Source organism: Alcaligenes phenolicus (assembly GCF_032063905.1).
Classification (GTDB): domain Bacteria; phylum Pseudomonadota; class Gammaproteobacteria; order Burkholderiales; family Burkholderiaceae_B; genus Alcaligenes; species Alcaligenes phenolicus.
Map to the genome: position 1 here is coordinate 713,573 of NZ_DAMBOE010000001.1, position 21,326 is coordinate 734,898.

Here is a 21,326-nt window from a genome sequence, read left to right on the forward strand (position 1 = left end):
AGTTGGGGATGACATTGCGGTCCTATCAGGTTGAGGAAAGAGAAGAAGGGGAGCGCCAGGCCTGGCTGCGGCGCAAGGAAGCGCGGCTCAGAACGTGAACCAGGACGCATACAAAGCCGGAGCTGAGCATGATGACCGTGCACATGGCGGCGGCCGGGCCGATAAAGCCGGCGTCGTCCATATTCATGACCGCTACCGAGGCCAGCACGGTTTGCGGGCTGTACAGAAACACCACGGCAGACACGGTGGTCATGGCCGAGACGAACAGGTAGCGCGCCACCGACAGCAAGGCAGGCAGACATAACGGCACGGTGACACCCATCAAGGTGGACAGACGCGGAGCCTTCAGGGAGGCGGCAGCGGCTTCCAGTTCGCCAGGAATGGCTTTCAGGGCCGTCACAAAGTTCAGGTGGGCACTGGTGTACAGGTGAATCACCGTGCACAGGACCAGCAAGCTCATGGAGCCGTACAGACCGGACAAGGGGTTGTTGGGGTGATTGAAAAAGAAGATGTAGCCCAGGCCCAGCACCAGACCGGGAATGGCCATGGGGGCCAGCGCCAGCATTTGCAGCACGCCGTACAAGCCTTTTTCGGACTGACCACGGGCAGGCAGTTTCTCCAGTACCCAGGCACCCAGAAAGATCAGGGCCGAACCCAGAATGGCGGTAAGCAAGGCCATGGTCAGGCTGTTGCGCCAGGCCAGCCAGCCGCCACCGTCCATATTGTTGAAGTCGTAGGACTTCAGGGACAGGCTCAGGTTGTAAGGCCAGAACTTGATCAGGGACGCCCACACCGCCATGCCCACAATGCTCAGAATGGCCAGGGATACCAGTACCAGAACGAGAGTGAAGTAACGGTCGCGCTGACGGTGTGGCAGGGGCGAGTAGGCACTGAGCGAGCCTTGAGCCTGACCGCTGGCACGAGCACGCAGATGACGGTCCAGAAAGAAGGTCAGCACAGCGGGAATCAGCAGCAGCACGCCAATGGCCGCGCCTTTGGAAAACTGCAACTGACCGACCACGGCTTTATAGGCTTCCATGGCCAGCACGTTGTAGGAACCGCCCACAACTTTGGGCACACCAAAGTCGGTGACGGTCAGAGTAAAGACCAGGCAAGCGGCGGAAAAAACGGCATAGCGGCTGGCGGGCAGGGTTACCGTCAGGAAGCGACGCCAGGAGTTGGCACCCATGGCGCGGGCAGCGTCATACAGACGAGCATCGGCCAGGGCCAGACCGGTACTGAGAATCATCAGGGCGTGGGGGAAGGTGTAGAAGGCTTCGCCCAGCACAATGCCCCAGAAACCATAAATCGTTTCACCGCCCAACCAGTGACGCAGCAAACCTTGATTGCCAAACAGGTAGATCAGGGACAGGCCTGGCATCAGCGATGGGGCCAGCAAGGGCAAAAGGCCAAGCGCACGAAATAGTCCGGCACCGCGTATGCAGCAGCGTTGCAGGGCAAAGGCGAATGCGTAGGCGGCGGGGATCACGATCAGCAAGGTGGTCACGCCCACCAGAATGCTGCGGCCCACCATGGACATGAAGCCCGGGGCGCTGATCACCGACCAGAACTGACCCAAACCCACCAGTTGCCCGTCGCCGTCCTGAATGGCGCGCAGCAAGATGAACAGCATGGGCAGGGCCAGGAACAGAACCAGCAGGGCAAACAGAGCAATCAATAAAGCGCGTCGCGCCGTCGAGCCTAGCCAGACAGGCAAAACGGGACGGGTCAGGGGATGGTTCTTCACGCTAGTTTCAGCAACGGGCAGGCCATACAGGCTGGTGGAGCGCAGGGACGCCGCGCCAGGCTGTGGTGTGGAATCAATGGTGGGCATGCAGCGCCTCGCTGGGAAGCTGAATGCGGCAGCGACGTGCGGCCAAGGGGTCAAGCAAGCGATCCCCTTGTTCGGGGTTGACGATGGCCTGGACAGTGAGCCCGTCCATGCCTTCGGGGCGCAGAATCAGCTTGTAGTGACGGCCCAAAAACACGCCGTCCACGATGTCGGCCAAAAAGGTATTGGTCGTGGTGGCCGGGCTGCTGTTATCCAGTACCCGAATGTTTTCAGGGCGGATGAAAAGACGTCCTGCTGCAGTAGGCGCTTCCTGGCCCAAGTCCAGACGAACGCGCTCGACCAGCACCGAGCAATCGTGCAAGGGCGTAAAGGGCAGCCAGTTGGCTTCACCGATAAAGCCCGCCACAAATGGATCAGAAGGTGCTCGGTACAAAGCCTGGGGACGATCAAATTGCACCAGTCGGCCCTTTTCCATCACGGCGATACGGTCCGCCATGACCATGGCTTCTTCCTGATCGTGCGTCACCATCAAGGTGGTGATGGACAGTTGCTTTTGCAGCGCACGCAGCTCGATACGCAGACGCTCGCGCACCTGGGCATCCAGCGCCGACATGGGTTCGTCCAGCAAGAGCAAGGAGGGTGAGGGGGCCAGTGCACGAGCCAGGGCCACACGCTGCTGCTGACCGCCCGACAGTTGTGCCGGGTACTTGTTTTCCGAACCGGACAGGCCGACCAGATCCAGCATCTCGGAGACGCGTTGACGCACTTGGGCGGCCAGGTTCTTGCGGGGCGACAGGCCGTAGGCAATGTTCTGGGCCACGGTCAGGTTGGGGAACAGGGCGTAGGACTGAAACAGAATGCCGTAATCACGCTGTTGAGGAGGCAGGTGAGTAATGTCACGGCCCGCCATCACGATGATGCCTTGATCGGCTTGTTGCAGCCCGGCAATGCATCGCAGCAAGGTGGTTTTGCCACAGCCCGAGGGGCCCAGCAAACACACCAGTTCACCGGCTTGTATATCCAGGCTGACCTGGTCCAGGGCAGTAAAGGAGCCGAACTGCTTGTGCAGTCCTTGTATGGTTAAAAATGCGGGCTTGGCGCTCATCCTGGGTTCCGACTTGTCATGAATGTCATGAACGTCAGTATGGGAGTCGGATATGGCGGCACTATGACAGTACAACTAATTTCTGTAATACGAGCATCGGATAATTTGGGCTTTGATTCTTCCCCGAGGAGAGCGGCAGCATGCTGGCTCTGGAACTGAAGTCCTTTCACGCCACGGCCCATTGTGGCTCTATTACCAAGGCTGCCCAGCAATTGGGGATCAGCCAGCCCACCGTGACCTCGCATCTGCGACAGCTGGAAACCCGTTATGGCGTGGAGCTGTTCTATAGGCAAGGCAAGGGGGTGTACTTGAGCCAGCAAGGGGAACGCCTCTTGCCCCAAGTCGAGCAACTGATGCAGCAAGCTGCCCAGATTGATTTCAGTTTGCGTGATCTGCGCGATCTGAAAAGTGGCATGTTGCGGGTGGGCGCGACCGGGCCGTATTACATCATGGCTGTATTACGGAATTTCCATCAGGCTTATCCCGGCGTGAAGATGCGTTTGAGCATTGATAATTCGCAACGGGTCTTGAGTGCCTTGCATGACTATCAACTGGATGTGATTGCGTCCTCGGCGCTGGTTGATGATCCGCGTCTGGTGCGTCTGCTGCTGGCCTCTGATCCCTTGGTGGCCGTATTGCGAGTGGATCATCCTTTGGCTAACCGGCAGCGTGTGCGTATTGTGGACCTGTGCCGCCATCCCATTCTGATGCGTGAGCCTGGGTCCATGACACGGGAGCTATGCTATCAAGTGTTCCAACAGGCGGGGCAGGAGCCGACGCAGTTGCTGGAGATAGGGAGCCGGGAGGCGATAGGGTGGGGAGTGGTGTGCGGCATGGGGGCCAGTTTGCTACCCTTGCGTGAAGTGCCTGCGCATCCGGACATTATCAGCCTGCCACTTAGTGATGTGTCGGCTCATTTGAGCGAGTTTGTGTATTGCTTGAAAGAACGCGCGCAGGGCCATGCCATACGCGCGTTTCTGGAGCAGGTGCAGGCCGAGCTGCCTGCACCTGCATAAGGCCAGGATCAAGCCAGTTCGGCCAGACCTTTCTCAAAAGCCTGACGGGCCTTCTGTACAGCGTCGCGCTGTTCCTGAACGGCTTTGCGCTGGCTGGCTATCTGGTCTTCCTGCTGGGCCAGTTGCTCGCTGAAACGCTGACCCAAAGTGCTTTGTGCACTGACGGCAGCCAGGTTGGCGCGGATGCGTTCCTGTTCAGCCACGGTTTCGTTCAGGGACTCAACAGCCTGATTCTGCGCTTGCTGGGCCTGACTCAGCTGACGACGCAGCTCGATCAGCTTGTCCATCCTGGCTTGTTGCGCGCTGTCCTGGCCGTTTCCACGCCACTGCAGCAGCATGTTCTCGTCGATTTCTTCCAGGCGCAATTCCATATGGTCTTGCAGGCTCAGTTGGGCCGTCACGGTGACCGTCTTGCCCTTGGCAACTTTCACTTTCAGGCGGTGCTCCTGGGCGGTATCGCTATCATGTGCGTCGGACTTGAAGGTCCAGCCGTCCTGACGGGGCAACTGGATCAGCACGGTGCGATCTTCATCGGCTGGACCCTTGATCTCGTAGCGGAAGTTCTGCAAGCGCGTCCATTCCGAACGGGCAACGCCATCAGTCACACGGGTTTTGCTCAGGCGGTATTCATCCGTTTGCTCTTCGCGGATTTGAACTTTGCTGTCTTGGGCAAAGTAGATCAAGCGCTGCTCGCCAGCAGGCAGACCGGCCAGCTCTGCATCACCCACGTGACCGTCCTGTTCATTAAAGACGGTAATAATGCCGGGCGGCAGGCTATTGGCCTGTTCGTTCTTCACCCAGATGGCGGCTGTGGGGTAGTTGCCAGCTTGACCGCTGCGGTAAACCGAAAGGGCTTCCGCTTGCAGGGACGTGTCGATAAAGGGCACCGAAACGGTCTGGCCGGTGGGTACGCTTAGCGTTTGTGGCAGGCTGAAGCGCACTTGAGTCTGACCTTCCTGTGCCTGGGCGCTGGCACCGGCGCCGCCCGAAGCCCACTGCTTGGCCATGCTGGCATCGGCCGCATAAGCGGCGCTTTCCATCATGATGGGGGCGGGGGCGGCTGGAGCCATGCGAGCCCGCATGGCCTCACCTGCTGCTTTGCGGGCGTGATTGGCGCTGACAGTGGCTTGAGTGTCGGCTTGCGGCGCGATGGAGCTACCTACCGCCACCGGCAGCTCAGGGCGCTCGTTCCAGTAACGCTCCAGCAGACGCTGGCGCAGCATCACAGGTGAGCCTGAGCTTAACGTGACCTTCACATCTTTCCAGTCCTCACCGCTGGTGTTCTCAAAAATGGCCCAGGCCTGCAGGCGGGCTTTGCCGTCCTGCATCATCAGGCGATAGGAGCTTTTCCATACCGGTGCAGGAATCAGGTAGGACAGGCGGGCTGTTTTGGTGTCGGTCTTGTTCAAGACCAGTTGAATATCACGCGACTGCTGATTGCTTTGACCGGCCAGCACTTCGGTGGCCTGCTGCAATTGCTGTTGCAAGGTCTTGTCCAGTACTTCCAGGCTGGTGTCCGGGCCCAATTCCAGGGTTTGGATCTGGCCCTGTTCTGTCAGCACGCTCAAGATGGCCTGGGCGGGATGTTCTTTGGTGGCCGCAGTCGCTTGCACTCCCAGGACGGCACCCCGCACCAGGCGACCTTGCGAGCTGGCGCTGACTTGCTGGCCGCGCAGCGCTTGTGCCAGGGTAGCGGGCGAGCGCAGGTCTTTGGCCGAGAAGGGCAGGCTGTCAAAGCTCTCTTTCAGTGGGGCCAGACCCGACAGGGTCAGGGAGTCGATGCGGTTCTTGCCATCAACGGCCATCAGGGTTTTCAGAATGTCATCAACCTGGGTCAGAGGCACACGCAACTGAGCAGTGCCGGCGTCAGAGATGGGGATTTGTCGCTCGATCTCGGCCATACCGGCACTGGATAAGGTAATGGACTCGATCTGCTGGGCCCAGGCGGTACTGGCTGCCGAGCCCATCCAGACCAGGAGCAAGGCGCCGGTCAAAAAGCGCAGGCGAGGCGTACGCGCAGCGTGGGGCACAAAGTGGTTCATAGCGCTTCCTTATTCATCCGTAAGCGAAACAAAGGGTTGAAGCGCATTATGCCTAGCCTTGCCGGGCTCTGTCTGTCATTCGGGTAACAAAAAAATGCCATGATCCCGCTTTGCTCCCCCTGGAGCAAAAAATGCTTACGTCATCAAAAGCACGCAAGGCTCTGCTAGGATTTGGGCAGCGTGGCTTGTGCCAGCGCGCGTTTATCAATCTGGTGAAGGATCAATATGATGTGGACGTCGTGGGGCAATGCCTGGGCGGGAATGGGGCTTGCTCTGATCTTGGCGGTCTGTTTTTTCTGGCCAGCCCGACACCTGTCCTGGAGCCTGCCTGTAGAGCTGGAGCCTGAGTTGGACGGGCGTTCGCCGCGTGCTCATCGTCAATGGGGATGGGTATGCCAGAGTCTAGCCCTGGTCCTGATGTTGTGGGCCGGTTGGCGCTGGCAGTTGACGCCTGCAGCAGTGGCGGCCTGTGTGTTTATCGCCGGTACTGCTCTCTTGGCCTGGATTGACGCGGAAACCGGCTATTTACCTGATCGCCTCACCTTGCCCTTGCTGTGGCTGGGTTTGCTGGTCAATCTGGATCACACCTTTAGCAGCTTGCCCTTGGCGGTGATTGGCGCGGCATTGGGCTACAGCTTGCTGTGGCTGTTAAACCATGTGTTCTTGTTGCTGACCGGGCGTGCAGGCATGGGCTATGGCGACTTCAAGTTGCTGGCTGCTTTGGGAGCCTGGCTGGGGGCCACCGCCTTGCCGGGAATTCTTCTGGCGGCATCGGTATTGGGCTTGCTGGCGGCTCTGGTCTTGCGCCTTGGTGGGCGTTTGCAGGCCGGGCAGGCCATTCACTTTGGTCCGTATCTGGTCCTGGGGGGCTGGGTCATGCTGTTTTCCCTGCCTCGCATTCTGTAAAAATATGTCTCAGATTTTCAACAATTATTAAAAAAAATTACTGCGGCTTTTCCTCTGCTGTCATAGTGGCGGGAAGCAGAACAGCCGGTTCAGGAACAGTCTGCCCAGACGCCTCCGGCCCTTCTTGATTCTGTTTCTTGCCATCACGTTTACGCGCACCGATACGTCGACTCCATAGCGATGATCGAAGGGGACCATTATGAAACGTCGCGATTTCTTGTTCAGTGCCGCTGCGGCCAGCCTGAGCTCACCTATCTGGTTTAAATCTGCCATCTCGCCGTTGCAGGCTCAGGAGCTGGCGCCCAAAGGAGCTAAAATTGCCCGGGTGGCCATTTTTCCGGCTATCGGCTTTGCACGGGTCGGCAATGCCAGTGAATGGTTTTATGCCCCTGAAGTGCCTGGTTTGATGGATGAGCCAAAGGGCGGCTTCAAGGATGCGCAAGGTCGCATCAAGAAGCAGGCGCAGCGCTTTCGTTTATATGGCTATGACGATCAGGGGCGGGTCGTGCGTGAGCTGGACGCCAGCTTCAACCCCAAGTGGACGGTGCACGTCGCCAATACCAAAGCGGCCTGGTACGGTTTTGTAAACGCCATGGACCGGGGTGATGCCGCCCCCGGAGTGCCCGGCGCTCAACGCAATCCCTTTATTGCTGGCGACAAGCGGCGCGACATGCTGGTGATTGATCCCGGCCCGGTTTCCATTGAAGGCAAGTCGACAAATACCGATGGTGCCGATACCGCCTACCGCATGCAGGGACGTTTCTGGCAAAGCCTGGATGTGCCTTTGGGGCATTTGCGCACAGACGAAGCAGGGCGTTTGCTGGTGTTCCCCGCTGACGGGGTCTCGCGCACAGCGATTGAACAAAACCCGGTGCGGGACTTCACCAATAACGACGGCTGGCACGATGACTGGTGCGACGGCTGGGTGAAAGCCACGGTGCAGATCGACGGCAAAACCCTGGAGTGCGAACCGGCCTGGGTCGTATCTTGCGGCCCCAAGTTTGCCCCGCAAATGGAGCCCATTGTCACGCTCTACGATGCGGCGCGTGAAGCCATGATTTCCCTGGGCCAACTAGCCGAACCCAGCGACAAGGTTTCTTTCCGGCGCGATGTGCTGCCTATCTTGCGCCGCAGTGGTCAGATGCAATGGGTCGCCAGCGCCACCTTCCTGGGCACGGCCTGGCAGAAAGTGGGCGACTTGTCGGACCCGGACACCCTGGCAGCCTTGGCCGAACCGGGCGAGCAGGCTCGCGCGCAACGACAGCGTGTGCTGGAAGCTTTCCGACGCCCCGGGGGTGACGATACCCGCGCCCATGCCTTGCCCTTGATGCTGGGTGACGGCGTGAACTATCCCGACAGTCCACACTCCTGGCTGACGCTGACCAACACGCAATACAACATTCTGAGTTTGTGGGCACAAGGCAAGTTCGACAACGATTTCCACGACGCGAAGATGGATGCCTACACCTCCCTGGATAACATTCCGCTGGAGCTGCAACCTGAGGCCTTGACCCGGGCCGCTCTGGACGCCTGCTCGGGCGGGGCCTTCCACCCTGGTGTGGAAATTACCTGGCCTATTCGTCATCCCGAACTGTTCCAGGGCAAGGACCAAACCCGCTTGCCGTTCCGTCTGGCCTTGTCGCCACGCAAGAATTTGGTGCAGGACATGGGCTATCAGCTCAATCCGGTCAATGTCTTTGCGGGCAATCCGAATATGACTGACCAGGATGAAAAGGGGGCACCTATCGGTCCACAAGCACCGGGCGATCTGACGCGCTGGATGGGTGTGCCATGGCAAGGGGATGCTTTCAGTTGTCAGGCTGTGCAAACGGCAGACAGTTTTCCCACGCCTATCTGGTGGCCAGCTCTCTTGCCGGTCGATGTCTTGCCTGAAGCTTTTTACACGCAATTGATGGACAAGGATTTAAGCGTGGAAGAGCGTCTGCGTTTCTATCACAGCCGTGTGCCTTGGGCGCGAGGTGCTTCGGGGATCGGCTTGCACGTGGAAGCGGGTTACACCGATGGCCTGCGCCGCATGATCGAGCTTTGGACTCGTATGGGAGTCGTGGTAAAACGTCCGGGGCCAGTCGGGCTGGCGGGAGTTCCGCCCGAGCTGTATGTGGAAGTACAACGCGGTTCCATGGACATTGTCCCGCTGACAAAGCAGACGGGAACCTGAGGATGAAGGCATGATTATTGTTGTTGGCGCCGGTGTGGCGGGTTTAGCGGCGGCGCGTCGCCTGAGTATGCAAGGTCAGGAAGTGACGCTGGTGGCTCCTCAGGAGCCCCAGCCCTCGTTTGGGGAGACCTTGTCCGAACGCGGGGCCGTGGTCTTGACCAGTCTGGGCTGGGCAAGCTGTCTGGATGAGACGGTGGCCTTGCGTTCACAAGGGCGTTTTTCGGTATGGGGTGGCGCAGGATTGCGTACCGTGCAGGATGAGGACGGGCAGGGCTATCTGCTGGACAAGGCCCGTCTGGAGCAGGCGCTGTTTGAGCGCGTGCAAAAAGAAGCGAAGGTCAGTATTCGCCAGACACGAGTTCTGGGCCTGGAGCACCAGCCTGAAGGTGTGATTGCCAGGCTGGCAGATGGTAGCAGCCTGGAAGCTGCTGCCTTGATCGATTGTACGGGTCGTGCCGCCTTGTCCGCCGGAGCGGCCGCCGAGCGTCATCGTCTGGACAGGCTGGTTGCTGCCTGGCACGTCTTTGATTTGCCCGAAGGGGCCGAGCCATTGGCCGCTTCGCTGGTGGAAGCCGTCGAATTGGGTTGGTGGTATTTGTCCCCCATGCCTGGCCATCGTTTGATGGTGGCCTTGTTCTCGGACTCGGATCTTTTGCCCGATGGCTTGAGTCGTGATGGTTCGGTATGGGCCGGTTTGCTGGGCTGTGCCGACGCGGCACGGGTGCGTATGGAAAGCCTGGGTCTGGATAGCCAGATGGCGGATCACACTCCTAAAGTCAGCGCTGCCGCCAGCTGCACGGTGTCTTACTTCGTGGAAGGCCGCATCTTGCGTGCCGGTGATGCGGGTGCGGCCATGGATCCCTTGGCTGCCAATGGCTTGGCAACGGCCTTGTGGAGCGGATCACAATCGGCACAAGCTGCCGTGGCCCTGACGCAAGGCAATCCGGAGCCGGCACGTGCTTATGAGAAAGACTATTTGTTGGGCTTGGTGCGTCACCTGAATTCCCAACATGCCCTGTATGGCATGGAGCAACGCTACGCGGCGCAGCCTTTCTGGCAGCGTCGTCATCGCGCCTTGGAGTGACGGTAAAGAGGGCAGGGCAACGAAATAGCTTGCTGTAAGACCGCCAGAATCAAAAAAGCCGAAACAGTGCTCATGCTGTTTCGGCTTTTTTATGGCTGATTGTTCTTGGGTAAGTCAGGGAGGTGTTTCGAGTCCGTCTGCCTTCAGTCCAAAAGGAGTTTGATCTTTCGGAAGGTCGTACTGCTGGAAGAGGGGCGCGGTCATATCAACACTGATTGGATCTACGTATCTGACTTCCTCGTCTTCAAACAGGGGGGGGCAAGCTGCTTGCTTTCAGACGGAAAAAACAAAAAGCCGACCATCTTGCGATGATCGGCTTTTTGAGGAATTTGTGGTGCCCAGGAGAGGACTCGAACCTCCACACCCGAAGGCACATGGACCTGAACCATGCGCGTCTACCAATTCCGCCACCTGGGCTTTTGATCAAGGCTGCTGCCCGTCTCAAGCATTCAATTATAAAGTGAGTTTCCTTGGGAAAGCAAGCATTTTCCACTCAATAAATTTAATTTCAATTTATAGTTGATTGGCATTCTCATTATCATTATATTGTGTCATGTGATATAGCATAAGAGTATGGACATGAAATTCAACACGATGGATGTCGAGCGGATGCTGCTGGATATGGGCCAGGGCCGAAAATACTCTGCTCGGGCTATGCAGCTCATGCTGATGGCTCTGCTCAAAGAGGGCAGTACTCACGGTTATCAACTGATCCGCCGTTTCGCGCAGCTTAGCCAGAACAGCTATGTTCCCAGCGCAGGTGCGGTGTATCCCGCCCTGGCGTATTGCGCCACGCAAGGCTGGGTGTTGATTGAAGAAGAAGGCCGTCGCAAGATGTACAGCCTGACCAAGGAAGGGCACACGTATCTGGAAGAGCAAAAAGAAAAGTGCGATTACCTGATGCAGTCCCTGACCTATCGCGGGCGCAAGCTGGTGTGGATACGGCAGATGCTGGCCGAACACAATAGCGACGAGGATTTGAAGGCCGCGCAGGAACAAACAGGTTGGTTGCCGGAGTTTGTCCAGGTACGCCACAGCCTGAAGCAGGCCATGTTTGAACAATCGACAGCCAGTCTGGAACGACAGGCAGAGGTGGTGGCCATTTTGGAAAAAGCCATCGCTGACATACGGAACTTGCCCAAGGAGTCTTAAGAATGCAGTCCGAACAATTAACGCAGAAAGTTGCTCATACCTTGAAGTTGCGTTTGCTGACCGTAAAAAAACGGCGCGAACTGGGGCCTGATATGGTGCGCATCACCCTGGAAGGCTCGGATCTGGAAGGTTTTCATACCCCTGGTTTTGATGACCACGTCAAACTGATTTTCCCGGACCCTGTCACTAATGAATTGCGACTGCCTCAAATGGGCGAGCGTGGCATGGTCTTTGCTGCAGGTCAGGAAAAGCCACCTATCCGCGACTACACTCCTCGCGAGTTCCGCGAGCAGGAAAAGGAGATGGATATTGATTTTGTGGTCCACGGTGAAGGCCCTGCATGCCAATGGGCCACGCAAGCTAAAGAGGGCGACAAGCTCGGTGTGGCCGGTCCGCGTGGCTCCTTCCTGGTCAGCAAGGACCTGGACTGGCAAGTTCTGATTGGCGACGAAACCGCAGTGCCTGCCATGGCACGACGAGTGAAAGAACTGCCTTCCAATGTGAAGGTGCAGGTTTACGTATTGGCACGTAATCTGCTGACAGTCGGTGCGATGGAGGCACCGGACCATGTCACGGTGAACTGGATTCCTTCGCTGGCCGGTCTGAATGGCATTCTGGACGCATTGCGTGCCGCACCCGAGTTGAGCGGCACCGGCTATGTGTGGGTCGCAGCAGAATATTCCATCGCTCAAAGCTTGCGTGAGTACTGGGTGCAAGAACGCGGCCTGGATAAAGGCGCGATTCGGGCCAGCAGCTACTGGCGTCAAGGCGATCAGGGCGACGACGCCCCACGCTTGGACTAAGCGGCTTTTTGCTGAGTGTAGGGCTGGGCACGCAAGCGTCCGCCCACGTTCAACACGGGCTGTAAATCCGTATCCAGCACCGTATCGGGATGAGCCAGACGGTGCTCGTCAATCAGGCGAGCAATGGCATCCATGTTCAGCAACAAGGTGCTGTCAATATCGTGCTGGAAGCGGGCCCAATAGCCACCGCGGCAACTGGAACCCAGCCAGCGCGGCTCGTAATCTCCGACCTTGTCAGCATGCGCTTCGCACACGACGGCCAGCCGGGAACAACCGGGGTGCAGAATAATGCGGTAGCTGTGCTGTTCTAAAGTCAGGTGATAGCAAAACGGTGCAGACATGAAACACTCCTGTTTAGCTCTTGGAAGGGACTTCCGGGTGAGCAAGTTGGATTAAAGGACCCTTTGCCTGGAAACGACCAAGCATAAAAAAACCCGCTGGCAGCGGGTTCGTGTCTTGATGATCCCATTGATTGCCAGATGGCCATATCTTGAATCCACCTTGTGCGGGTACACAGGTTGGCATGGGTTACCCCAACTCTTGATATAGCAATAAGCATAAAAGCGATTCTTATGAAGTGCAAGGGCTGTGCTTATTTCTGTCAGGCATGAAAAAAAGCAGAAATAGTTTGCACTCTTTCAAAATCATGTTATAGTTCTTTTCTGTCTTGCAGAGACGAGTTGAAAAACAAATCCAGCAGTCAGAGCCCAGGTGGCGGAATTGGTAGACGCGCATGGTTCAGGTCCATGTGCCTTCGGGTGTGGAGGTTCGAGTCCTCTCCTGGGCACCAAAATTCCTCAAAAAGCCGATCATCGCAAGATGGTCGGCTTTTTGTTTTGTGTGTTCACAAAAAGAGGCGTGGGCAACTAGCTGCAGAGCATTGTTACAGCCAACCTAAAGGAAAGCTCAGTCATCGTTTTATTTCAAGCTTCCTTCAGTTCCCGGATCAAGGCTTGCAGAAAAGTGTTGACGCTTTGAGGTAGTGCCCGCTTTGCCATACTTAAAACCTGTAGATCCCTGCCCAGGCGGGGGTCCAGTATGGGAACGATTTTCAGACCGTGGTCCATGCTGCTGCGATGGCTGATCGATGCCCCCAAGGCAATCGCGTTGGTACGACGGACGAACTCGTGCAGTACTCCCGAGTAATTGCAGGTAAAGACCTCGTTGAAGACCAGCTTCTCCATCTGGCAGACATGATTAAACAACTGCTTTTGAGTTAGCTCTTCCCCGGGCATCACAATGGGGTAGGGCTGCAGCTGGTTCAAGGATAAACTGCGTGCCGCATTCAGGGGGTGCCCAGGTTGCATGATGGCAAAAATAGGTGAAAGGCAGGAGTAGTTCACTTCAATGTCGGGTATCGGGGCCGTGCTGAAAATGACCCCGATATCGACCTCTCCGCTTCTGACCATTTGCACACAGTCATCGGGCGAGCTGACCTTCAAGACGAACCGCGCCAAGGGGGTTCGGTTGGAAAACTCAGCCATGACCATGGGTAGAAAATAGCGGGACAGGCCTTCTGTGGCTGCTACTCGTATCAAGTGTGCCTGGGCATAGTCGTTCTGCCGCAGGCTTTGCAAGATTGCTTCTTCCTCCAATCGCACACGCAGGGCATGTTCGGCCAGGGCCTGACCTGCTGCCGTCAGTACCATTCCCCGCCGTCTGCGTTCGAACAGCGTAACGCCTATGGACTCCTCCAACAGGCTGATTTGCCGGCTGATTGCGCTGGAGGCAATGTGCAGTCGTGCACTGGCTGCTGCCAGTGATCCTGTTTCCATCACCGCCAGAAAGTACTTGTAGTCCATGATTTTGCTCAGCTAATCCCGTCGTATCGATAGTTTAGGACTTAACTTAAGAATTCTAAAAATTAGCTCATTCTATTCTAAAGATAGAAATATACAGAAGGTAAGACGAATTCTATAGTCCTCTTTCCTATCAATAAGACAACGAGACAAAAATGGGAAAAAGTAAAGCCTTGTCCAGGGTGCGCGCCTATTTTGAGGAGGGCGGTTTCGAGCAGGACTTGCGCCGTCGTGTCGCGATTCAAAGTGACAGCCAGACTGCAGAGAAAGCGGATCAATTGCAGCTCTACCTGGATCAGGAGCTGGGCCCTTCCTTGGTGAAACTGGGGTTTGAGGTCCGTATCCTGGCCAATCCCAAAGGGGCAGGCCCCATCCTTCTGGCTCACCGACATGAATCCGATGAACTACCCACGATTCTGACCTATGGGCATGGCGACGTGGTGCCCGGACATGACCATCAATGGCGTGAAGGCTTGGCGCCTTGGGAATTGAAGATCGAAGGGGAGCGTTGGTACGGCCGGGGGACGGCGGACAATAAAGGCCAACACAGCATCAATCTGGCCGCACTGGAACAGGTCATTCAAGCTCGCGATGGGCGTTTGGGTTTCAACCTCAAAGCCATCTTTGAGACGGGTGAAGAGCGTGGCTCGGTCGGTTTGCGCGAGTTTTGCGAGCAACATGCACAGAGCTTGTCGGCTGATCTGTTTCTGGCCTCGGACGGCCCGCGCTTGAACGCCAATCAGCCGACCTTGTTCTTGGGCTCGCGTGGCACTGTGCTGTTCTCGCTGGAGGTGATTTCGCGTGAAGGGGGGCTGCACTCGGGCAATTGGGGCGGGGTGATGGAGAACCCCGCGGTGGTGCTGGCCAACGCTCTGGCCTGTCTGGTGGGGCCTCAAGGACAGCTGTTGTGTCGCGAACTGACGCCAGGCCCCGTACCGGAGGACGTGCTGGCTGCCATTGCAGATTTGGAGATTGGTCAGCATACCTTGGGGCTGGTCTTAAATGAGCATTGGGGCGAACCGGGCCTTAGCTACGGCGAACGTCTGTTTGGCTGGAACACCTTGGAAGTGCTGGCACTGGATGCCGGGAATCCGCAAAAACCAATCAATGCTATCCCGCCTCGTGCTCAGGCTTTTTGCAATTTGCGTTTTGTGCGGGGAACGCAGATAGAGGGCTTGGAAAGCACCTTGCGCCAGCACCTTGATGCGCATGGCTTCGAGCAGGTGCGTATTCATATGGGCCAGATCATGCCTGCCACCAGGCTGGATCTGGGCAACAAGTGGATCGCCTTGATCAAGGATGCGATCAGCAAAGTGACGGATCAGAAAATTGCCGTGATCCCGAATTTGGCAGGAACTGTACCCAACGATATTTTTGCCGATGTACTGGGTCTGCCCACGATCTGGGTGCCACACTCCTACCCCGGCTGCTCTCAGCACGCTCCCAATGAGCACATGCTGACTCCCATTATCCAAGAGGGGCTGGACATCATGACCAGCGTTTTCTGGGAACTGGGCGAATTGAACAAGAATACTTAAAAAAACAGACGCCGTTCAGAAGTAACGGCGCATTGCCTTCGGAAACACCGGGGGCAGGAGGAGATAGAAGATGGAGCAGACCAAAAAAGCGGTGGGGCCTTTACCGCGTTCGTTCTGGAAGCCGGTTGCCGCGTCCGTGGTGGGGAATACCTTGGAGTGGTTTGATCTTGCTGTATATGCCTACTTTGCACTGACCATTGGTCGTGTTTTTTTTCCGAGCTCAGACCCTACCGTCTCTTTGGTTCTGGCTTTTGCCACATTCGGGATTTCATTTCTGATTCGGCCCATTGGAGCCGCTGTTATTGGCTCCTATGCGGACAGACACGGACGCAAGAAAGCCTTGTCCCTGTCCATCCTCTTGATGTTATTGGGCACGTTCATGATTGCGGTCATGCCTGGTTATGAAACGCTCGGGCTCATTGCGCCTATCGGTATTTTGATTGCGCGTTTTATTCAGGGTTTTTCGGCAGGGGGCGAATTTGGCAGTTCTACCGCATTCATGATGGAGCATGCTCCAGAACGCTCTCGCGCATTTGTGGCCAGTCTGCAGTTTGCCAGTCAGGGCTTTGGTGTCGTGCTGGCTTCTTTGTTTGGCTATGTGTTGACGTCCACCTTAAGCGAACAGCAGATGCTGGATTGGGGGTGGCGTGTTCCCTTCTTCTTCGGCTTGTTGCTGGGGCCGGTAGGATATTGGATCCGCAAAACGGTGGATGAGTCTCCGGACTTCAAAGAAAGTGAGCCGGGCGGTCAGCCGGTGCGAGAAGTACTGAGTTCACAAAAGGCTTTGCTGTTGATTGCTTTGGGCACCTTGATCTTGTCTACCGCCTCCAACTACCTGATTACTTATATGCCGTCCTATGCGGCGACCACATTGCATGTTCCACAATCCGCCGGATTCTTGGCAACCTTAACAGCAGGCTTGATTCTGACTATTGCTACGCCAGTGGTGGGCTATATCGCCGGTAAAGTGGGTCGGATCAAGATCATGCTTACCGCTGCTGTACTGTATGCGATTGTGATCTTCCCGTCCTTCATGTGGTTGAACAGCGAGGCGACCCAAACGGCGCTGATTCTGGTTGTAGGTTTAATGGCTTTGCTCAAGGCCGTGTACTTCGCCCCCTTGGCCGGATTGATGGCTGATGTCTTTCCGGTACGTACCCGTGTTACAGGCATGTCCTTGAGCTACAACATCGGCGTCACTGTCTTTGGTGGTTTTGCACCTGTGATTGCTACGGGTCTGATTTCACTGACCGGCTCTCCGGTGGCGCCCAGTTACTACCTGATTCTGGCCGCGACGTTGAGTATCGTGGCCTTGCTGGCAGCCAGTCGCAAGCTGGGGATGAAGTAAGTTAGGGTTGCGCAATATATGGAATGAAGGCAGGCACCTTTACAAGTAGAGGGGCCTGTCCACAAAGCAATTTTTCAGCTGGTTTGCTTGTGGTCAGCGGGCAAGCTGGCTTTTTTGTCTGCGCCCAAGCTAGTGGGCCGCTCTTGTTCAGATAGCTTGCCGTATTTATAAGATGTATTTAATATATATCTTTATGGGCGGTGGCGATTTCATCAACTGCCTCACCTCATGTTAAAGGGATAAAAAATGCAAGTTGGAATGCTGAAACTGGCGGGTCTGCAACACCCTGAATGCGCCGATAAAGTGGCTATTGCCTTGGCGGCTATCGAAGGCGTACAAGCGGCAGATGCCTCGTTCGAAAACGCAAAGGCATCGGTTCGTTTTGATGAAACCCAGGTCTCGCTGGAAGATTTGCATGCTGCCGTCGAGCGGGCCGGCTATCAAATCGCCAAACCTGCGCATGGTGAAGATGGTGCATGTTGCGGTGGCTGCGGCGGTTAAACCTACTGCATCCTGAGGCTGAAAACCGACTGTAGAAGCACAGTCGGTTTTTTTTATGGCTGTACAAAGCAGGGCAGGCGATGTCTTGCTTTGAGTGTGTTGCCTTGGCTCCTCAGGTGCTTGCTGCAAGCGGTATTCACAGGCCTGTAAAGAAAGCAGCCGATCATGCGGTAGTGATTCTTTATGTGGAAATGGCTGTGTTTAAAAAAGAAGGGGGTCGTATTGCTGCTCGTTTTCTGCCACAGTCAGACGTAATCGGATTGATGCTGAAGGATAAAAAATTTGTGGAGCAACAAAATAAAAAAGGCCGATCATTGAAAAATGATCGGCCTTTTGGGAATTTGGTGCCCAGAAGAGGACTCGGTCACACGGGCGCGACCCCGGTCGGGCTTGCATGCCCGACCTTTCTCGCCCTCACGTCAGGTGCTCAAGCACCTGACTTTCTGGGCTGGAAAGCAAAAAGCCGACCATCTTGCGATGATCGGCTTTTTTGGAATTTGGTGCCCAGAAGAGGACTCGAACCTCCACACCCGAAGGCACATGGACCTGAACCATGCGCGTCTACCAATTCCGCCACCTGGGCATATCGTTGTATGCTTATGGCTGTGCCAAAAGCCTTTAACGACTTTGCTGCGTGAGCAGCAAAGAAAAAGGATTATAGGCATACTTTATTAATAATGGAAGTGTCCTTTTGAATAAAAAACATCAAGACAGTACTGAGGACCGTATTCAATCAACGGGCCGTTATGAGTTGCCGCCTGACTTCGACCCGGATACCCCGACGCGGGAAGTGATCCTGGCGGGGCTGCGCGAAGATGCAGATGGCCTGACCATGCAGGCTTTGGCGAAAAAGCTGGGCCTGGGCAAAGAAATTACGGTGGGTTTCGAGCGGCGTGTGCGCGCAATGGAGCGCGATGGTCAGCTGCTGATTTCCCCCGAAGGCAAAATTCGCAAAAATAACCAAACTGGTTTTATCGCCGGCAAAGTGTTGGGCCATCGCGACGGCTTTGGTTTCTTGCAGCGCGACGATGGGCAGCCTGATCTGTTCTTGTCGCCACGAGAGATGGCCAAAGTGTTGCACGGCGACCACGTTATGGTGCGTATCGTCGGTGAATACCGCGGCAAGCCAGATGCCTCGATTGTAGAAGTTACCGCGCGCCACACCAGCAAGCTGGTGGGCCGTTTCCTGCGCGAGCGTGGCACGTTCATCGTGGTGCCCGAAGATCAACGCATCAAGCACGACATCCTGATTCCAAACGGAGATCAGGGCGAGGCCGAGCCTGGTCAGGTTGTGACGGTAGAGATTACTCAGCAGCCCGAGCGCCATCGTCAACCTTTGGGGCGTGTGATTGAAGTGCTGGGGGAAATTGACGATCCCGGTATGGAAATTGAAATTGCCGTGCGCAAGTTTGAAGTGCCGGTCGATTTTTCCGAGAAGGCGCTCAAGCAGGCTGCGCGCATTCCCGCCAAGGTCAAGCCATCGGAATACAAAGGCCGCGTTGATTTGCGCGATGTGCCTTTCATCACTATTGACGGTGAAGACGCACGAGACTTTGATGACGCGGTGTACTGCGAACGCGTCGATATCGGCACGGGCAAGCGCTCGCGCTGGGCATGGCGTTTGCTGGTTGCGATTGCCGACGTCAGCCATTACGTGCGTTCTGGCGATGCCCTGGATGAAGACGCTCTGGAGCGTGGCACCAGTGTGTATTTCCCGCGCCGCGTGATCCCCATGCTGCCAGAAAGCCTGTCCAACGGGATTTGTTCTCTGAATCCGTCGGTAGACCGTCTGGTCATGGTGTGCGATATGGTCGTGTTGGCCGATGGTGCCAAATCCGGCACCGTGTCGGCCTATCAGTTTTATGAAGCGGTCATTCATTCACACGCGCGCACCACGTACACCGATATCTGGAGCGCCTTGCAGCAGCCCACTGGCCCGGCGGCCACCCAGATTCAGCACGTGCTGGAGCCTGTGCAGAACCTGTACTCCTTGTACCGCCTGCTGGCCGAGCGCCGTACTGCACGTGGTGCGATTGACTTCGATACGGTTGAAACCAAGATTGTGTGCAACCCCTTGGGTCGTATTGAACGTATCGAACCCTTGGTCCGTAACGATGCGCACAAGCTGATTGAAGAGTGCATGTTGGCAGCCAATACCTGTGCTGCAGACTTTATTGCCCGCAGCCGTCGCAACGGTTTGTACCGTGTACACGAAGGCCCAACGCCGCCCAAGCTGGAAGCCTTGCGTGAGTATCTGCGCAGTTTAGGTCTGACCCTGGAAGGAGGCGACGAGCCTACTTCTGCTGATTACGCCAAAGTCGTGGCTGCAGCCCGTGGCCGTTCTGACTTCGCCGTCATTCAGACCATGTGTTTGCGTTCCATGCAGCAGGCTATCTACAGTCCGGAAAAAACGGGGCACTTCGGTCTGGCCTATTCGCAATACGCGCACTTCACCTCGCCGATTAGACGTTACCCGGATTTGCTGGTGCACCGTGTCATCAAGGGTATTTTGAAGGGCGAGCGCTACATTCCGGCTATCGACGAAGATCCGGGCGATGCCGCCTTGCCAGCCAGCAAGCGCGACTTTGCACGTTGGGAAAAATTGGGTGCCTTGTTGTCGGCGCGCGAGCGTCGTGCTGATGAGGCTTCCAAAGATGTGGAAGCCTGGCTCAAGTGCTGGTTTGTTAAAGAGCACGTGGGCGAGGAATACTCCGGCAAGATCAGCGGCGTGACCAGCTTCGGTCTGTTTGTGACGCTGGATACCTTGTATGTGGAAGGTCTGGTCCATGTCTCCGAGCTGGGTGCGGATTACTTCCAGTACAACGAAACTTCGAACGAGCTGCGTGGTGAGCGCACCGGTCTGCGTTATCGCCTGACCGACGCGGTGCAAGTCCAGGTCGCTCGCGTTGATCTGGAAGCGCGCCGTATCGAGTTCCGTCTGGTCAAGGGTGTGGGCTACAAGGCGGTCAAGGCAGCGGCGGAAGGGGCTGAGCCATCCGAGCGTCCTATCAAGAAAGCAGCGTCTACCAAGCCGCTGGCCTTGAAGGGCACCACAGCATCCCAACGACGTGCTTCGCAAAAGCAGGCCGAGCGCGATGAAAAACGCAGTACGGAGAAGGCGGCCAAGTCCGCAAAATCCACGCGCAGCCCTAGAGGGCGACGCCGATAGGCGTACAATGCCAAGCCGGGCTTTTTGCCCGGCTTTCTTTATTTGCTCTTATTTCCCCCAAGGATTGTTATGCCTCAGCAGGTTTTGGCCGGTTTCCATGCCGTTATTGCCCGAGTTCGTTTTAGCGCCGCTTCGGTGCGCGAGGTCTATGTGGATCAGACCCGGCGCGATAAACGGATGCAGGCCTTTATCGAACAGGTAGAACAGGCTGGCTTGAAAGTCATGGCCGTGCCGGTCGAGCGTCTGGATGGCCTGGCCAAGGGCACTCGCCACCAGGGCGTGGTGGCATTGGCTCTGGAGCAAGAACTGGCCGTCGATGTCAATGAATTGCTGGACGATCTGGAAGAGGCCGGTCAGGTACCTTTTCTGTTGATTCTGGATGGAGTGACAGACCCCCACAATCTGGGAGCCTGCTTGCGTAGCGCCAATGCGGCAGGTGCCCACGCCGTAATTGCGCCTCGTGACCGCGCTGTGGGTCTGAATGCCACCGTATCACGCGTGGCTTGCGGCGGTGCTGAGTCTACGCCTTACATTACGGTGACGAACCTGGCCCGTACCATGCGCATGCTGCGCGAGCGCGATGTCTGGCTGGTCGGCACCAGCGACCAGGCCACGCATACCTTCCACCAGGTCGATGCCCGCCGTCCCATGGCCTGGGTAATGGGTGCCGAGGGCGAGGGCATGCGTCGTCTGACCCGTGAAACCTGCGACGAGCTGGTTTCCATCCCCATGATGGGCGCAGTTGAAAGCCTGAACGTTAGCGTCGCCAGTGCGGTTTGCTTGTACGAAACCTTGCGCCAACGCAGCCAGTCTTAATTTCTTTTAAGTCTTGTTACTTGCTTAATTACTTATTTGTATAAAAAACGGCGGGTTTCATCCGCCGCTTCACCAG

The 21,326-nt window shown here is 56.6% G+C and carries 16 protein-coding genes, 3 tRNA genes and 1 riboswitch; of the genes, 12 read left to right on the forward strand and 7 right to left on the reverse strand.

Going from position 1 to position 21,326, the window contains the following annotated elements; genetic code table 11:
• Nucleotides 1–25: 25 nt before the first annotated feature.
• Both U2949_RS03270 and U2949_RS03275 read right to left on the reverse strand, forming a co-directional pair.
• Nucleotides 26–1,834 (reverse strand): putative 2-aminoethylphosphonate ABC transporter permease subunit, encoded by a 1,809-nt coding sequence (locus U2949_RS03270; RefSeq protein ID WP_321286127.1) that lies wholly within the window; start codon nucleotides 1,832–1,834, stop codon nucleotides 26–28.
• Nucleotides 1,821–2,897, reverse strand: a complete 1,077-nt coding sequence (locus U2949_RS03275; protein ID WP_026483457.1) for a putative 2-aminoethylphosphonate ABC transporter ATP-binding protein — start codon at nucleotides 2,895–2,897, stop codon at nucleotides 1,821–1,823. Before U2949_RS03275 ends, U2949_RS03270 begins: the two co-directional genes overlap by 14 nt.
• Nucleotides 2,898–3,037: 140 nt before the next feature.
• Between U2949_RS03275 and U2949_RS03280 the strand changes: the two genes are divergently transcribed.
• A complete protein-coding gene (locus U2949_RS03280) occupies nucleotides 3,038–3,913 on the forward strand; it encodes a LysR substrate-binding domain-containing protein (protein ID WP_026483456.1) in 876 nt (291 codons plus the stop codon).
• 8 nt (nucleotides 3,914–3,921) lie between these two features.
• On the opposite strand, the gene U2949_RS03285 is transcribed toward U2949_RS03280, so the two are convergent.
• A complete protein-coding gene (locus U2949_RS03285; RefSeq protein ID WP_321286130.1) occupies nucleotides 3,922–5,955 on the reverse strand; it encodes a DUF4139 domain-containing protein in 2,034 nt (677 codons plus the stop codon).
• Between the two features lie 225 nt (nucleotides 5,956–6,180).
• Here U2949_RS03285 and U2949_RS03290 point away from each other — a divergent pair, with 225 nt between their 5' ends.
• The 3 genes from U2949_RS03290 (at nucleotide 6,181) to U2949_RS03300 (ending at nucleotide 10,124) form a co-directional block, all read left to right on the forward strand.
• On the forward strand, nucleotides 6,181–6,861 hold the full coding sequence (locus tag U2949_RS03290; RefSeq protein ID WP_407654154.1) for a prepilin peptidase: 681 nt from the start codon (nucleotides 6,181–6,183) through the stop codon (nucleotides 6,859–6,861).
• A 199-nt stretch (nucleotides 6,862–7,060) separates the two neighbouring features.
• Nucleotides 7,061–9,040 (forward strand): CTQ-dependent glycine oxidase GoxA, encoded by a 1,980-nt coding sequence (gene goxA, locus U2949_RS03295; RefSeq protein ID WP_026483453.1) that lies wholly within the window; start codon nucleotides 7,061–7,063, stop codon nucleotides 9,038–9,040.
• 10 nt (nucleotides 9,041–9,050) lie between these two features.
• Entirely contained in the window at nucleotides 9,051–10,124 is a 1,074-nt protein-coding gene (locus tag U2949_RS03300; protein ID WP_086061321.1) for an NAD(P)/FAD-dependent oxidoreductase, read from the forward strand.
• Nucleotides 10,125–10,456: 332 nt separating this feature from the next.
• Here the strand turns inward: U2949_RS03300 and U2949_RS03305 are convergent.
• Nucleotides 10,457–10,541, reverse strand: a tRNA-Leu gene (locus tag U2949_RS03305).
• A gap of 162 nt (nucleotides 10,542–10,703) precedes the next feature.
• On the opposite strand from U2949_RS03305, the gene U2949_RS03310 reads away from it, so the two are divergent.
• Together U2949_RS03310 and U2949_RS03315 are read left to right on the forward strand one after the other, a co-directional pair.
• Nucleotides 10,704–11,276 carry a PadR family transcriptional regulator gene (locus U2949_RS03310; protein WP_022983141.1) on the forward strand — a complete coding sequence of 191 codons (573 nt, stop codon included), beginning with the start codon at nucleotides 10,704–10,706 and terminating at the stop codon, nucleotides 11,274–11,276.
• Between the two features lie 2 nt (nucleotides 11,277–11,278).
• Complete coding sequence (locus tag U2949_RS03315) at nucleotides 11,279–12,079, forward strand: siderophore-interacting protein (protein ID WP_321286134.1); 801 nt, start codon at nucleotides 11,279–11,281, stop codon at nucleotides 12,077–12,079.
• Here the strand turns inward: U2949_RS03315 and U2949_RS03320 are convergent.
• Nucleotides 12,076–12,420, reverse strand: a complete 345-nt coding sequence (locus tag U2949_RS03320; RefSeq protein WP_321286136.1) for a hypothetical protein — start codon at nucleotides 12,418–12,420, stop codon at nucleotides 12,076–12,078. The two genes, U2949_RS03315 and U2949_RS03320, sit on opposite strands and share 4 nt — an antisense overlap.
• A gap of 117 nt (nucleotides 12,421–12,537) precedes the next feature.
• Nucleotides 12,538–12,631, reverse strand: a riboswitch (SAM-I-IV-variant riboswitch).
• Nucleotides 12,632–12,784: 153 nt separating this feature from the next.
• Here U2949_RS03320 and U2949_RS03325 point away from each other — a divergent pair.
• A tRNA-Leu gene (locus tag U2949_RS03325) sits at nucleotides 12,785–12,869 on the forward strand.
• Between the two features lie 133 nt (nucleotides 12,870–13,002).
• On the opposite strand, the gene U2949_RS03330 is transcribed toward U2949_RS03325, so the two are convergent.
• Nucleotides 13,003–13,881 (reverse strand): LysR family transcriptional regulator, encoded by an 879-nt coding sequence (locus U2949_RS03330; RefSeq protein WP_321286137.1) that lies wholly within the window; start codon nucleotides 13,879–13,881, stop codon nucleotides 13,003–13,005.
• 152 nt (nucleotides 13,882–14,033) lie between these two features.
• Between U2949_RS03330 and U2949_RS03335 the strand changes: the two genes are divergently transcribed.
• The 3 genes from U2949_RS03335 to U2949_RS03345 all read left to right on the forward strand — a co-directional run bounded on the left by U2949_RS03335 (nucleotide 14,034) and on the right by U2949_RS03345 (nucleotide 17,265).
• The gene (locus tag U2949_RS03335) at nucleotides 14,034–15,416 is read left to right on the forward strand and encodes a M20 family metallopeptidase (protein ID WP_321286139.1); all 1,383 of its coding nucleotides are present in this window, start codon (nucleotides 14,034–14,036) and stop codon (nucleotides 15,414–15,416) included.
• 70 nt (nucleotides 15,417–15,486) lie between these two features.
• Nucleotides 15,487–16,764, forward strand: a complete 1,278-nt coding sequence (locus U2949_RS03340; RefSeq protein WP_035274673.1) for an MFS transporter — start codon at nucleotides 15,487–15,489, stop codon at nucleotides 16,762–16,764.
• Nucleotides 16,765–17,010: 246 nt separating this feature from the next.
• A complete protein-coding gene (locus tag U2949_RS03345; protein WP_026483445.1) occupies nucleotides 17,011–17,265 on the forward strand; it encodes a heavy-metal-associated domain-containing protein in 255 nt (84 codons plus the stop codon).
• Nucleotides 17,266–17,763: 498 nt separating this feature from the next.
• On the opposite strand, the gene U2949_RS03350 is transcribed toward U2949_RS03345, so the two are convergent.
• Nucleotides 17,764–17,848: transfer RNA gene (locus tag U2949_RS03350), tRNA-Leu, on the reverse strand.
• A gap of 108 nt (nucleotides 17,849–17,956) precedes the next feature.
• On the opposite strand from U2949_RS03350, the gene rnr reads away from it, so the two are divergent.
• Nucleotides 17,957–20,434, forward strand: coding sequence for a ribonuclease R (gene rnr, locus U2949_RS03355; protein ID WP_321286143.1), 2,478 nt, complete (start codon nucleotides 17,957–17,959; stop codon nucleotides 20,432–20,434).
• A 69-nt stretch (nucleotides 20,435–20,503) separates the two neighbouring features.
• Nucleotides 20,504–21,250, forward strand: coding sequence for a 23S rRNA (guanosine(2251)-2'-O)-methyltransferase RlmB (gene rlmB / locus U2949_RS03360; protein ID WP_026483443.1), 747 nt, complete (start codon nucleotides 20,504–20,506; stop codon nucleotides 21,248–21,250).
• Nucleotides 21,251–21,326 lie beyond the last annotated feature (76 nt).